The sequence below is a fragment of the Paenibacillus sp. ALE2 genome (genome assembly GCF_054113385.1).
The window spans coordinates 4,378,264-4,392,727 of sequence record NZ_CM134213.1 but is presented as its reverse complement, the minus strand read 5'-3'; the positions used below and the strand labels follow the sequence as shown (position 1 = coordinate 4,392,727).

12 protein-coding genes are annotated in these 14,464 nt (G+C 45.0%); 4 read left to right on the top strand and 8 right to left on the bottom strand.

Annotated elements, in window-relative coordinates; translation table 11 throughout:
- Positions 1 to 394: 394 nt before the first annotated feature.
- The 5 genes from ACXHJ1_RS19295 to ACXHJ1_RS19275 form a co-directional block, all read right to left on the bottom strand.
- Complete coding sequence (locus ACXHJ1_RS19295) at positions 395 to 1,501, bottom strand: Gfo/Idh/MocA family protein (protein ID WP_031461507.1); 1,107 nt, start codon at positions 1,499 to 1,501, stop codon at positions 395 to 397.
- A gap of 74 nt (positions 1,502 to 1,575) precedes the next feature.
- A complete protein-coding gene (locus tag ACXHJ1_RS19290) occupies positions 1,576 to 2,304 on the bottom strand; it encodes a ThuA domain-containing protein (protein ID WP_016820829.1) in 729 nt (242 codons plus the stop codon).
- Between the two features lie 36 nt (positions 2,305 to 2,340).
- Positions 2,341 to 3,513: a Gfo/Idh/MocA family protein gene (locus ACXHJ1_RS19285; protein WP_016820828.1), complete on the bottom strand. Its 1,173-nt coding sequence runs from the start codon at positions 3,511 to 3,513 to the stop codon at positions 2,341 to 2,343.
- Positions 3,514 to 3,565: 52 nt separating this feature from the next.
- Positions 3,566 to 4,627 carry a LacI family DNA-binding transcriptional regulator gene (locus ACXHJ1_RS19280; protein ID WP_107733573.1) on the bottom strand — a complete coding sequence of 354 codons (1,062 nt, stop codon included), beginning with the start codon at positions 4,625 to 4,627 and terminating at the stop codon, positions 3,566 to 3,568.
- A gap of 103 nt (positions 4,628 to 4,730) precedes the next feature.
- Complete coding sequence (locus ACXHJ1_RS19275) at positions 4,731 to 5,588, bottom strand: GRP family sugar transporter (RefSeq protein ID WP_107733572.1); 858 nt, start codon at positions 5,586 to 5,588, stop codon at positions 4,731 to 4,733.
- A 502-nt stretch (positions 5,589 to 6,090) separates the two neighbouring features.
- On the opposite strand from ACXHJ1_RS19275, the gene ACXHJ1_RS19270 reads away from it, so the two are divergent.
- Positions 6,091 to 8,325: an alpha-galactosidase gene (locus ACXHJ1_RS19270; protein WP_107733571.1), complete on the top strand. Its 2,235-nt coding sequence runs from the start codon at positions 6,091 to 6,093 to the stop codon at positions 8,323 to 8,325.
- A 123-nt stretch (positions 8,326 to 8,448) separates the two neighbouring features.
- Here the strand turns inward: ACXHJ1_RS19270 and ACXHJ1_RS19265 are convergent, their stop codons facing one another.
- A complete protein-coding gene (locus tag ACXHJ1_RS19265; RefSeq protein WP_045244610.1) occupies positions 8,449 to 9,435 on the bottom strand; it encodes an aldo/keto reductase in 987 nt (328 codons plus the stop codon).
- 405 nt (positions 9,436 to 9,840) lie between these two features.
- Here ACXHJ1_RS19265 and ACXHJ1_RS19260 point away from each other — a divergent pair, with 405 nt between their 5' ends.
- Positions 9,841 to 10,743 (top strand): AraC family transcriptional regulator, encoded by a 903-nt coding sequence (locus tag ACXHJ1_RS19260; RefSeq protein WP_107733569.1) that lies wholly within the window; start codon positions 9,841 to 9,843, stop codon positions 10,741 to 10,743.
- Positions 10,744 to 10,753: 10 nt separating this feature from the next.
- Entirely contained in the window at positions 10,754 to 11,131 is a 378-nt protein-coding gene (locus ACXHJ1_RS19255) for a TetR-like C-terminal domain-containing protein (RefSeq protein WP_017426995.1), read from the top strand.
- A 105-nt stretch (positions 11,132 to 11,236) separates the two neighbouring features.
- Here ACXHJ1_RS19255 and ACXHJ1_RS19250 read toward each other — a convergent pair whose 3' ends face one another.
- Positions 11,237 to 12,232 carry a Gfo/Idh/MocA family protein gene (locus ACXHJ1_RS19250; RefSeq protein WP_457905054.1) on the bottom strand — a complete coding sequence of 332 codons (996 nt, stop codon included), beginning with the start codon at positions 12,230 to 12,232 and terminating at the stop codon, positions 11,237 to 11,239.
- A gap of 1 nt (position 12,233) precedes the next feature.
- Positions 12,234 to 13,253 carry a Gfo/Idh/MocA family oxidoreductase gene (locus ACXHJ1_RS19245; RefSeq protein WP_107733567.1) on the bottom strand — a complete coding sequence of 340 codons (1,020 nt, stop codon included), beginning with the start codon at positions 13,251 to 13,253 and terminating at the stop codon, positions 12,234 to 12,236.
- A gap of 180 nt (positions 13,254 to 13,433) precedes the next feature.
- Here ACXHJ1_RS19245 and ACXHJ1_RS19240 point away from each other — a divergent pair, with 180 nt between their 5' ends.
- Complete coding sequence (locus ACXHJ1_RS19240; protein WP_016820820.1) at positions 13,434 to 14,300, top strand: MurR/RpiR family transcriptional regulator; 867 nt, start codon at positions 13,434 to 13,436, stop codon at positions 14,298 to 14,300.
- The last annotated feature ends 164 nt before the right edge of the window (positions 14,301 to 14,464 follow it).

Here is a 14,464-nt window from a genome sequence, read left to right as displayed (position 1 = left end):
GAAATTGATCTGATATTTTTCTTGAATTATCAAGAATACATTTACAGCGCCACCGTATTAAGAATACATTGATGTCCAGCTGATGTTTCTTTTATATTAGAGCGAAATTACAGAACTAATCAAGCTAAAAGGTCCGTTCTAGCGCATTCCTCGCAGTATTGATGTTATTTTTTATAGCATAAAAATCTTGTTCAAGGCTCGAAATGATTGTAGCATGATGTCTTGAAAGTTAACTAAGAAGACTCCTAAGCCGCAGTCAAATCGGGGCTGGAGCCTTCTTTTTTAAGTAATAAATAGTCAAAGCAGAATGTGCAAATCCCAGACCGACTTTTGGGACAGCCCTCCAGTCTTATAATTCTTGTATGCTGCAGGTCAGCTTCAGACTGATACTCGTTTACACATCTAATGTATATAAGGGCAGGTTTTCCGGTAAAGCCGACGGGCGCTGACAGGTGCTCTGCATCGTATAAAAGGTCTCTTGATCGGAAGAGTCATGGAACGCCCACATCGCTTCCAGCACATGGTAGGCCAGTTCCCCGCTAGCGCGGTGAGGCCGTCCGCTACGGAGAGCATAGGCCATATCGGCAACACCGATACCCCGTGTATTCTCCTTGTATCCCGGCAGCAGCGGTGCCTCTGTCCATTCTTGTTCGCCTAACAGTCTATAGCGAACTGGTCCTCCGAACGTGTTCGGGTCAGGCACCTGTAGCGTGCCATGCGTACCATACACCTCGATCGGTGGCAGAGTGCTTCCACCAAAGATGTCAAAGCTGGTAATCAGCGTACCGACAGCTCCTTGCTTGAAGCGCAACAATCCGGCTACATGGGTCGGAATATCGACCGGGATGGTCTGGCCTTTCTTTTTCTCGCTCGTAATCGTTCGCTGATCCATCGCCTTGCTGGTCATGCCCGAAATAGCAGTAATCGGTCCCAGCAGTTGTACCAGAGCCGTCAAGTAATAAGGGCCCATATCAAACATCGGCCCGCCGCCGACTGCATAATAAAATTCAGGATCGGGATGCCAATGTTCATGCCCACGGCTCATCATGAAAGCTGTAGCAGCTACCGGATTCCCAATGACACCGTCCTCAATCAGCTTCAATGATGTCTGTATACCGGAACCGAAGAAAGTTTCCGGTGCGCAGCCAACAAGTAGTCCTTTTTGACGAGCAAGATCCAAGACAGCCTGGCCCTGCTCACGGGTGACGGCAAGTGGCTTCTCCACATAGACATGCTTGCCAGCCGCAAGAGCTCTGAGACACACCTCGGCGTGAACGGCCGGAATGGTCAAATTAATGATAAGTTCGATCTGCGGGTCAGCTAAAATCTCATCTACTGTATATACGTTCGGAACGTTGAATGCTATCGCCTGCTCCTCTGCTCGACCTTGGTCCAGATCCGCTACTGCGAACAGCTCCAGAATGTCGAAACGATGGCAATTTTCCATGTAAATTCCGCTAATTTTACCACATCCGATAATGCCTACTTTCATTTTGTTCATGCTGGACTCCCTTCTCCTTTAGAAAAAATGGATAATGGCGTTCTTTTATTACATCGGATACCATCCTGTTCGCGCTACTGCTGCTGGTTGTCTGCCATACCCGTGTATGCCTCTGCCAGCGAGCTACCGTAGCTGGTCGCTGCCTGTTTGCCTGCCGCGGTCCACAGGAACCCGCTGCGCATCATCTCGGTCACTTGAGGTATATCTATGATATCTGCGTGATGACCTAGCGAATTGTAGAATACGCGTCCGCTTCCCCACCGCTTTGTCCATACAACAGGCATATCCACCGGCCCATTAGCCGAATGAGGTCCTGGTACGACCGGGAAGCGTGTGGTTGCCAGCACCTCAACTGCAGGGTCTACATGGAGGTAGTACTGCTCGCTTTTGACCTGAAAATCCTCAATATGGTCCAGCAGCGGGCTGGAGCCACGCTTTATGTTCACCATATACTCCACCCCATCATTACCGGGATGAGCAACCCATTGCCCGCCTGTCATGAACTGCCAGTCCACGTTGTTCCGAAAGGCATCACACATGCCACCGTGACAGCCTGCCAGACCTACACCGCTTTGAACCGCTGCTGAGACATTATTGACTAGTTCCTGCTCGATCTGGCCCATAGTCCACATTGGAATGATCAGGTCCAGGCCAAGCAGTTTCTCCGCATCCTGGTAGGCATCAAGGGTATTAGACACCTCCACCTCGAACTGTTCTTCCTTTAAAATGCGTTCAAAAATAGCCGCCACCTGCTCGGGCTCATGTCCGTTCCATCCACCCCATACAATCAGTGCCTTGCGCATCTATAATCCACTCACCTTTCGGAATGTGTTGTTATACTACATTTCTTCAATGGATACCCAGCGACGTTCCTTTATAGATCGTTCTACTGCTTCAAGCACAGCCTGACAAGCGACCCCGTCGTGGAAATTCGGCGAAGGTTGCCGTCCTTCGGAGATGGCACTCAACATCTCAAGCATCTCGTGGGTGAAGGTATGCTCAAATCCGATTGTATGTCCTGCAGGCCACCAGGCTTCGGAATACTTGTGTGCTGGATCGGTGGCGAGCACGCGGCGGAAGCCCTGAACGTCTTCCTCATCCTGTGTGAAATACACTTCCAGTTCATTCATCCGCTCAAAGTCAAACCGTACACTGCCTAGACTACCGTTGATTTCGAATGAATTTGTGCTCCGATGTCCGGCAGCAAAGCGTGTGGCCTCGAAGCTGCCCAGCGCACCTCCAGCAAAGCGTGCTAGGAACAGCGTGGCATCATCGACCGTCACTTCTCCCATTGGTGCATTGGCCTCGGTACTCCTTTTGGAGCTCAATCCGCTCATCTCCATAGCCAGCGGACGCTGTTTGATGAACGTCTCGCTCATGCCGATAACTTCGTCGAACTCGCCGACCAGAAACCGAGCGAGATCAATCAGATGGGCGCCAAGGTCTCCATGAGAGCCAGAACCGGCCACTTCTTTTTGCAACCGCCATACCAGCGGAAAGGACGGGTCCATGATCCAGTCTTGAAGGAAAAACGCACGGAAATGATAGATTTTGCCTAGGCGACCGCTTTCGACGAGCTGCTTCGCCAGCTGGACAGCCGGAGAAAAGCGGTAGTTGAAGCCAATCATATGGTTGACTCCTGCTTTCTCTGCTGCCTGCAACATGTCACGGGAATCTGCCAGTGAAAGCGCAAGCGGCTTCTCACAAAACAGATGCTTGCCATGGAGGGCAGCCTCGATAACAATTTCCTTATGGGCATTACTCGGGGCGTTAATGTCAATGAGATCAATATCGTTACGCTTCACTAGATCACGCCAATCCGTAACACTCTCGGTCCAGCCGAACTGGCGGGCAGCCGCCTGAACCCCCTGCTCGTTACGTCCACAGATGACGGACATCTCTGGCTGCAGCGGGGCATCTGGGAAGAACATAGGTAGACTACGGTAAGCGTTGCTGTGAGCCTTGCCCATAAATTTGTAGCCAACCATTCCAATACGAAGACGATTAGACATGTCGTGATCCTCCTTATAGGTATGAGTTTCAACGAATTATTGATGAATGGTGTTATTGACGAATGGATGACGCCCTGATAATCAGCTCTGTGGGCAGAAGTTCTCTTATTGAGTCGCACCCAGTCCCAGTCAGTTCCAGAGCCGGAATGTGGTCCTGAGGATCGGGTATAAGCTTCGAGGCTGCAAGCTCCCCCATCTCATAAAAAGGAACACGAACACTGCTTAGTGGGGGAACAGCCATCTCAGCCGCATCCGAATCGTCATAGCCCACAAATGCTGGGAACTGGTCAATTGCCAGTCCGCGCTCACGGAGACCCTGCATTACGCCGAGGGCCATCCGGTCGTTCGCCGCAAAGACGGCATCGATATCATCTAATTTGTCTGCGATGGTAGCCGACGCTTCGAGCCCGCTTCGACGACTGTAATTGCCTTGCAGAATCAGCTCATAGTCATATTCAATACCAGCCTCCTGAAGCGCGATGAGATAACCCTTCAAGCGCTCCGTACTGTTGGAATAGATATCCGGACCGTTGAGAAAGGCTATCCGCTTGCACCCCTGCTCAATGAGATGACTAACAGCCACTCGGCTTCCTTCTACATGGTCTGCATCCACTTCACAGAACGACTGCCCTTCGAAATGGTGATTCATGACACAGAACGGTCGCCCCTCTTGCTGAAGTCTCTTCAGAGCCTCCACCTCATCGTGGTCATCTCTTGCTCCAAGGATGATACAACTGTCGACCTTCTGCTGACGGAAAAGACTGCTGTAGTCCATCCGTTCCCCCGGTTTTCGGAATAATAGTAGTAGATCGAGCCCGCTGTCTCTGGCTTTATTGCCGATGCCGCTCAGCATCTCAGAGAAAAAATAAGCAGAGAACAGATGCGCCTTCGGGACATAAGGCATAACCACACCAAGATGGCCACTCTTGCTTCGGGCAAAGTTGCGGGCCAATGCACTGGGAACATATCCAAGTTGGTTGGCAACGTCCAGGACCCTTTTCCGCGTATCTTCCTTAATAGGACCGGTCGCGTTCAATACTCGAGACACCGTCGCTTCAGACACGCCAGCGAGTTCTGCTACTTCCTTGCGCGAAACGATATTTCCCACCTCCAATCATTTTATGTACGCGCGTACATTTTCTCATGCTGCTTTACCTCTGTCAATCCCGAAAAGCGTGCCCTATGGATATATAAGCTTTTTCCTCCACAAATTCTCTCTAGGGCTTAAGTAAGCTGATCATTCCCACTCCTATCATCAGCACCGTAATTCCCACAAGTATAGCTATCCATTCCTGAGAGCTTTTCTTTTCCTTAAATATTAAAATGCTACCGACACAAGCAATCGCAATGCTCGCTTGAGAGATCGGAAAACTAGCCGCCATGCCGATCAAACCGTTGGAAATAAATAGTGCTAGATTAGCAATGCTCCAAACCAATCCTGTAGACAAATTGCGAAGTACTGGAGAGAATCGCAGACGATGTTTGCCTTTCAGATTTATGACTATGGCCGAGCATAACATCCCGAGCGATTGCGGCAGAATGATGGACAGCCTAGATATATTAAAGTACTGATTGATAACTACATAACTGCTTAACGCTAACCCGGAGCAAACCAGCATCATAATAATTCGTAACGGCAAAGGCTTAGACAGCCCAGCAGACTTGCCCTGATAGCTGGTGAATAGAACTCCCGCCAAAATACACAGAAGAGAACCAACACCCATCCCATATTGGTAACCTGTTATCCATTCACCCAAGATAAGTGCGGCAAATAGCGTCGTCCCTATCAACTGTAGACCGCAAATTACAGGAATGGCAATGGATACGCTTACTTTTTGGAAAGTTCGAAACTGGAGCAATTGTCCAGCGGCCCAGAAAATACCGGATATAAAACTTATCACAAAAGGAATCGGTGCTAATGAAGCTGGCTGAATGATATACAAGCACAGGGCAAACAACACAGCACCAATAACAGTACCTGTCAGCTGTTCTCGGGGACTGGCTTTAGTCATATACGCCAATATCGGCATGACTCCCCAGCCGACAGCTGGAATAAAAGCAGTTAAGAAATCCACGCACGGTTCTCCTCCCGCAAAAGTACTCTTCCTACAATCGCTAAAAATACCATGCAGGAAAAAACCAACAATTTTACGATAGCAAAAAAAACCGCTTTCAAATACTAATATTTTTATAGATTTATATAGTAAAACCAAAGAAGTTGTTCCCTATATGTGCTTCTCCCACAATTATATAGAATCAGATCCAATATATTTTTAAGCTCTGAACTGGGATGTGTATCCAAATCCTGAAAATCATATTCTGGTCCATTCGCACCTTCCTCGTACTTTTCCCAACATAGAATCTATGTTTGTTAATTTATCACTATAGCATAAGTTAAGGATGACAAATAACAAGAAATAAGGTTGAACCTAACTATAAATCCCCTTTGGAAGATTCTTTGTTTTTCCCATAATACGCTTAAAAAAAGTAATGTATTTTCTATCCCTGGCTTTGTTATGCTGAGTTCAATAATAACGCTTTCAACAGGTCTGTTATATTTTGAAAGGAGCTATGTACATGGCTAGTATACAAGTTAACCCAAAGGAACGTACATTTCACTTAACGAACAAATACTGCAGTTATCTTTTCCGTGTCATGGAGAACGGGCAATTGGAGCATTTATATTATGGCAAAAAAATGGAGTACCTAGGTCAATATGACCGTTTTATTGAACGAAGCTACCGCTCTGTGTCTGTTGGTGAGTTTGATGGCGACTTGGTAACATCATTGGAAAGCATTAAGCAGGAATTTCCTTCTTCGGGAAGTGGAGACTTTAGAGAACCAGCAGTTGAGATCATACAGGAGGATGGTTCTCATGTCATGGAGTTCATTTTTGACCGTTACGAGGTCATCACGGGGAAACCTAAAATCCCCCATCTCCCTGCTACGTTTTGTAAGGAAGCAGATGAAGCAGAGACACTCCTGATCACGCTGACCGATTCCCTTACAGGGGCGGTTGCCGTACTTGCTTACACCATCTTCAGTGAACTGCCTGTAATCACGAGATCCGTATCCATAACGAACTCCGGAAATAGTACTCTGAGAGTCAACCGTCTAATGAGCATGAGCCTTGATCTTCCTGACTCCGAATATGAATTTATTCATTTGTCGGGGGCATGGGGTAGGGAACGACATGTGGAGCGTACACCACTCAGACCAGGTGTTCAGTCCATTGGGAGCACACGAGGAATTAGTAGTCATATTCACAATCCATTCATGGCGCTTGCCAAACCGGGGTCTCAGGAACACCAAGGAGAAGTATATGCAGTTAATCTCGTCTACAGTGGAAACTTTCTTGCCCAGGCGGAAGTGGACAGCTACTCAACTACCCGACTGAGCCTCGGTATTCATCCTGACAAATTCTGCTGGACTCTGAAGCCTGGAGAATGTTTTTATTCGCCCGAAGCAGTTATGGTCTACTCACAGAACGGTTTGAACGGAATGAGCCAGGCGTTCCATCGCCTATACAATAAACACTTAATTCGTAGTAGCTGGGCCGAACGGGAACGACCTGTATTGATCAATAACTGGGAGGGAACCTACTTTGATTTTACCGAGAAGAAAATAGTGGATATGGCTAAAAAAGCAAGTGAACTAGGGATTGAGCTCTTTGTCTTGGATGACGGTTGGTTCGGTCAAAGAAACAATGATACTTCCTCACTCGGTGACTGGTTTGAAAATCGTGAAAAGCTACCGAACGGAATCTCGAATTTGGCAAAGAAGATCAATGAGCTCGGTATGAAATTCGGTCTTTGGTTCGAGCCGGAAATGGTTAACTCCGACTCTCATATTATGAGGGAACATCCAGACTGGGTTGTGGGAACACCCGGGCGTAAACGCAAGCATGGACGGCATCAGTATGTTCTTGATTATTCCCAACCGCCTGTTGTGAATTACCTGTTTAAGTTAATGGATGACGTGCTCTCTTCTGCTCATATCGAATATGTAAAATGGGATATGAATCGCTGTATTTCAGAAGCCTATTCATTATCACTTGGCAAGGAAAGACAGGGCGAGTTTTTCCATCGTTACGTCCTAGGCGTGTATGCTTTATATGAGAAGCTGATTACCAAATACCCTGAGATTTTGTTTGAGTCCTGTGCTTCCGGTGGAGGACGGTTTGATCCAGGGATGCTTTATTATGCTCCGCAAACATGGACGAGCGACGATAGCGAAGCTATTGAACGTCTTAAGATTCAGTATGGCACTTCCATGGCTTATCCGCTTAGCAGCATGGGTGCTCATGTGTCAACCATTCCGAACCACCAGGTAGGCAGAACTGCACCACTACAAACCAGATCAAATGTCGCCTACTTCGGTGTATTCGGTTATGAACTTGATCCATTAGCTTTGACCGAGGAAGAGTGCAATATAATCAAAAAGCAAATACAATTGTATAAACGTCACCAACGATTAGTTACCCAGGGAACGTTTTATCGTCTGCTAAGTCCTTTTGAAAAAAATGAGACAGCTTGGATGACTATTGATGCAGAACGTGAGCATGCTCTCGTCGGCTGGTACCAGGTGCTCTCGCGCCCCAATGCAGCTTATTCACGGCTAAAGCTCATCGGACTGGACGAAAAGGCAGTATATTTCGTGGAAGAACTGGACCGACGTTTTACTGGCAGCGAGTTAATGAACATCGGACTTATACTCACCCCACCTTATCAGGCTGACCAGGATTTTAATATTGCGGAGAAATGTGATTTTTCATCTCAATTATTCACTTTAACTAAAGAGACTTCCTCTTAAACATATCGTACCGGGTGAAATCATTTTTGTGTAAATCCGATGATTTTACCCGGTACAACTCTCTGAAAATAAGGGTTTCCTTCAATCCATTCTGCATAGCTACGAAAGACTTGAAGAATTAAATCACAGACCCGTTCTTCTCTCCAACTCCTCTGTATATCTCGCGCCCATCAATGTGATTTGTGAGGCTGCGTTGCTAATGTTCCGCACATCTTCAGACGTAAGCTGAAGGGTCACGGCACCTAGATTTTCTTCCAAACGACTCAATTTCCGCGTGCCCGGAATCGGAACGATCCACGGCTTTTGGGCAAGCAGCCAGGCGAGTGCAACTTGGGCTGGTGTTGCCTTTAACTGCTCAGCCATCTCTTTAAGCAGGTCCACCAGCACCTGATTGGTCTCTAGCGCTTCTGAAGTAAAACGCGGAAGAATATTGCGCAAATCACCATGACTGAATGTCGTGTCTGCGTTAAAACTCCCCGTTAGGTAACCCTTGCCCAAAGGACTGAACGGAACGAAGCCAATGCCGAGCTCTTCAAGCGCAGGAAGGAGTTCCTCTTCTGGACGTCTCCACCACAGAGAATATTCACTCTGAATTGCAGTGAGCGACTGAACGGCGTGTGCTCGACGGATCGTCTGGACTCCTGCTTCAGATAATCCCCAGTGCTTCACCTTTCCTTCTCGGATCAGATCTTGCACGGCTCCCGCTACCTCTTCAATTGGCACATCTGGATCGACCCGGTGCTGATAATACAGATCGATGGCTTCAATCTTGAGACGTTTAAGCGATGCTTCGGCAACTTTCTTGATATGCTCAGGGCGACTGTTCATACCGAACTGCTTGCCATCCTGAATATGGAAGCCGAATTTCGTGGCAATCACGACTTGGTCGCGAACAGGAAGAAGCGCTTCGCCTAAAAGTTCCTCATTCGTATAAGGTCCGTATACTTCGGCGGTATCAAAGAAAGTTACGCCGCGCTCGACTGCTTCCCGAATGACTGAGATCATTTTCTTTGGATCAGAAGCTGGGCCATAACCGTAGCTCATTCCCATGCATCCAAGCCCCATCGCAGAAACTTCCAGACCGCTATTTCCCAATTTACGCTTTTGCATCGTAATTCATCCTTCCTTAAGACGTTAATTATCTTTGTTTAGTTAATTGGCTTACGATTCTGTCAAGAGAACTATTATATAATTGTTTGAAACCTTCATGCTCTTCAAACTCTATTAATGTGATAAGCCTTTGAACCAATAAGTTCCTAAACCAACGATTCAAATGATTCATCTTCTCCCTCTGTTGAAAATTGTTCTTGTTAAATGCCGTTATCTTGAATCCACTTCCTATTCCGTTATCCACCTCCTTGCTTGATTCTGTGAGTTTAGTTTTATTATGCCAAACAGAAGAAGCAAAGCGGTATCTCATTTGTCTTAATTGATTGCCTGATCCTATCACCACTACTTTTGTTACAGGCAGTTGCGTTTTTAATGGAGCCAGACAAACTCGCAAGGAGGATTTGAATGTCGGAGAACATTCTTGAACAACAAAAAGAGCTAACCAGTTTGATCGAGCGTCATTCACTTCAAAATAGGCCGAGGGAAACAGCAATTCCTTCCCTTTTTTTCTATCAGCATTCCAGCAAAACCGAGCCTGTTTACCGGGTTTACAAACCTTCCTTTTGTTTTGTTGTTCAAGGTTTGAAAGAAATTTTGCTGGCACAGGAAAATTTCAAATATGGACCTTCCGATTATCTGATCGCGTCTATGAATCTGCCAGTGATCGGTCAAATTATAAAAGCTTCTCCAGGATCTCCTTACCTAAGTCTCAAGCTCGAATTTACCCATAATCAGATCCTTGAGGTACTGAACGATTCTAAAATCCAGGTCAAATTAAAAGAAAACGCCAAACGTGCCTTATTCGTCGGCCGAATGGAACCGTCTATTCAGGATGCTGTGCTTAGACTTGCCCGCCTGCTGGATACTCCAGAAGAAATCCCGTTTCTCGCCCCACTCTACACAAAAGAGATTCTGTACAGACTCCTTCAGGGCCCCTATGGAGCCGAATTGGCTCAGATTGCGGTCGAAGGAAGCAGCACCTATCGAATCCGGGAAGCTATCGACTATATTGTTCAACATTGGGATCAGTCTTTTCGGATCGAAGATCTTGCAGAGGCCGCCAGTATGAGCATTTCCTCATTCCATCGGCATTTTAAAGAAGTAACCTCCATGAGCCCGATCCAGTTTCAGAAACAGCTGAGACTTCAGGAAGCCCGTCGTATCTTAATGGCTGAATCGGCGGATGCCGCGGATGTCGCTTACAGGATTGGTTACGAGAGTTCTTCCCAATTTAGCCGTGAATACTCTCGCATGTTCGGTGCTCCCCCAAGAGCGGACATCAAGCGATTGAGGGAAAAATACGACTAGGTCATATGATTTGCTGGATAAGCTGATCGCCACACATATTGATGAACTCCGAAGATTGTGCAATGAATCGGCCCATTTGAGCTTTACAGAAGCCGAAATGATCTGGTTTGAATATTTTGAGGCTAATTATTTATTTTTCTCCACAATGCTGGTGAGTAAGGGCGCTCCTTACTTCCGCACTCAATTCCTTGAATTTATGATGGATGAACTTCGGGAAGAGGTCGACATGAATGAAGAGAGAAATCGAGGATTAAACAAAGAAGTAGTTGTCCGTTATGCAGCGTCCGCTGTAGTGGGGATCATGGAGTGGTGGTTTATGAACGAAAAACCTCTCCCACCGGTCGAGATGGCCGAGCAAATTGGCATGCTTTTAGACCGGAAATTGTGAATCTGGGCGAAAAAAGAGTAGCAGACGTATCTATCTGCTACTCTCACATCCATGAGTCAGAAGCAGCTCAAGCGAGTTGCTTCTTCAATTTTAGGTACAAGTATTTTAAAGATTATGTTTATCAGGACCAAACACAAGATTCGCCGACTGTTTGGCCTCCTCAATGACATTCATAACCTTTTCGCTATGTTCAAGCATATCCGAGACCTTTTCCAAATCGTTGTCACGGATGATACGGTCGAATTCAACGAATTCGTCATACATACGATGCGAATGATCCTTCAGATCCACACGGATGGGCGTTTCCTTATTAGGAGTGTATTCAAAATAATCGCATATATTAGCTGAACTCGCCATGTGTATATAGCCTTTATTGCCTTGAATGTTCACTGCATTGGGTGCCGTACTGTCTTTTGAACCTATGCAAACACACTTAAAATCGCCGTAATCAAGTAGCAGTATGCCTGAAGTATCAATTCCACGTTCCATGTTCGCCAAATATTCTACCTTCTTAGGGCTCCCGAAAAGGCCAACAACAAAATGAATATTGTATAAATTGATATCCATCAAGGCTCCGCCAGACATTTCTGGATTAAACGCAGGCTGGATTACTCCCGATTTAAAAGCCTCATACCGAGATGAATATTGAGAATAGTTGCATTCAACTATTTTAATCTCACCAAGCTTAGGCAGATACTCCTTCATGGAAAAATAATTTTTCAAATATTGATTCGTAATGGCTTCCACCAATACCAGTTTTCTTTGCTGAGCAATTTCTTTTAGCTCTAGAAATTCATACAAATTGGATGTGAACGGCTTCTCACAAATGACATGTTTACCACTCAGTAATGCTTCTTTTGCATATGAATAATGAAGATGATTAGGCAACCCAATATAGACAGTATCAACGTCATTATTCATCAGCATTTTGCTGTAATCCGAATAAATCTGAGAGATTCCATATCTACGTTGCCAATCTAGTAATTTCTCCTCATGGCTAGGTCTAGAACAAATGGCCTTTAATAAGATAGTCGGGATTTCCTGAATAAAGCTCAATAGATCCCCTACAATCATTCCTGCTCCGACAATTCCCAATTTCATTCTAGTTACACTCCTCTATACCCTTCTCAAGTATTTCCATTGAAGTTATTGTTTCTTCATCTGTAATCGCTTTTTCTTTGCCGTGTATGATCGAATGATAGAGATCGTCATATACTCGGGCATAATCTCCTTTTTCAGAAACAACTTTTTCTTCATGGTACTCTCCATCGTCAACCAGGTACGTTAAAATGCCATAATGCTCAGGCTGGTCGATGCCGAAATCGGCGTGTCCCTTAGGCAGATAGTATAATTTAAGATGCTCCTCCTGACGATCCTTTGTCTGCTTTATAAAAACGCCTTTTTTGCCGTATACTACAAAACTCGGCCGCTCTTTTAAACGAAAAAAGCTGGATTTGATGGATACCTTGAGTGAAGAATAATAAAAATCCAGATCAAAATAATCATTCATTCTTCCAGAACCGAGCAATTGGCGCACATCGTAATGGATCGTGTCAGGCTTCCCAAAATAGGAAAGAACCTGGTCAATGGTATGAGCGCCATGTCCATAAAGGTAACTGTTATACTTGGAAAAATGAGAGGTGGAGTTGGGGGTTTCAGGGCGATAATAATCGAAATGCATTTCCACCTCCAGCAAATCACCGAGTTTTCCTGATTCAATAACCTTCTTTGTAGTGAGGAAATCCGAATCGTAACGTCTATTCTGATAGCACTGTATAATCAGATTTTTCTCCTTGGCATATTGGAAGATGGACACAGCTTCTTCTTTCGTTAACATAAAGGGTTTCTCGACAAGTACATTTTTTCCGTGGTCGAGTGCCATTTTCGCATAAGTGTAGTGAGATTCTACAGGTGTACAGACAACAATCAACTGAATTTCCTTATCGTTCATTAGAGAATCAAGATGATCCGTATACTGAACGCCTGGGGTTTTCTCCCACTCCCCTTTATCTGGATTACGCGCGTAGATCGTCTTTACGTTCAAATGATCTCTGGTCAATGAAAAAGGAAGATGATACCGATTAGTACTTTTGCCATTCCCAATATAACCGATAGTAAGCATATTAATTCCCCCTAGGCTCTTTTTCATTTATTATAGTAGAAGAACGTCGATCGTAAAGAATTTGCCATCAAAATGGTACATTTAACCGAATATTTGTAAGCATGGCGGCTTGTTTTTAAACAAAATGTTTATTTGGTATCTTTTGTAAAACGTTAGTTCAATTGAACCGGGGGGAACCTGTTGAAAATACTGATGCAATTATCTGAAATGCAAAACTTTACACCAAACGAAAAAAGCATTGCTTCCTATATTTTGGTCCACAAGGAAGCGATTCTGCACTTAAATATTCAGGAGCTTGCCAAAGCTACGTATACTTCGCATTCCGCCATTAATCGATTAATTCACAAACTTGGGCTATCCGGCTTCAAGGAGTTTATCATAAAACTCGCTCGGGAATTTCAGCAAGATACCCAGAATATATCCAATGTTGACCCTAACTATCCATTCGGGATTGATGAAACCCCACTTCAAGTGGCGAAAGAAATTGCAGAATTAATGAAGGAAACGATTGAAAAAAACTTTACATTCATGGATGATAACTTGCTGTCACAAACGGCTCAGTTGCTGGATCAAGCGAACAGGATCTTTATATATGCGTTAGGCGATTCACAAATCCGAGCGAAAAGTTTTCAGAATAAATTAGTAAAAATCAACAAATACGTGGTTATAGCCACAGAGCTGTCTGAATGGGCTTATCATACGGCTAATCTAACTACAGAGGATTGCGCTATTTTCTTAACTTACCACGGTAAGTCACCGATTTTTTTAAAAGCGGCACGACATTTTACGCGTGAGAATATCCCTTTTATCACCATTACAGCTACCAATCAAAGTGAGTTGGCCAAACGAAGTAGTATATGTATCCAGGTGCCTAATGACGAAGTAAAGCATGCTAAGATTGGTACATTTTCGTCGCAAATTGCCTTTGACTATGTATTAAACGTGATTTACTCCTGTATCTATAAAATTGACTACTTGAAAAATATGCAAACCCTAACACAATCGTTGGAGAATTCGCATCTCAATGACATGATGAATGACGTGTAGAGGGATTAGCTTCTCTCTAACTGCAAAATAAGTGGCAACTTATAAGTATATATGGTTGTTTTTCGGCAAATAAGGTCTAGTTAGTATTATGCTAACTAGACCTTTATTTTTTTATTGCTTGCTAAGAATCTGCCATACTGGCGGCTTCTTATGCTTTTCAACTA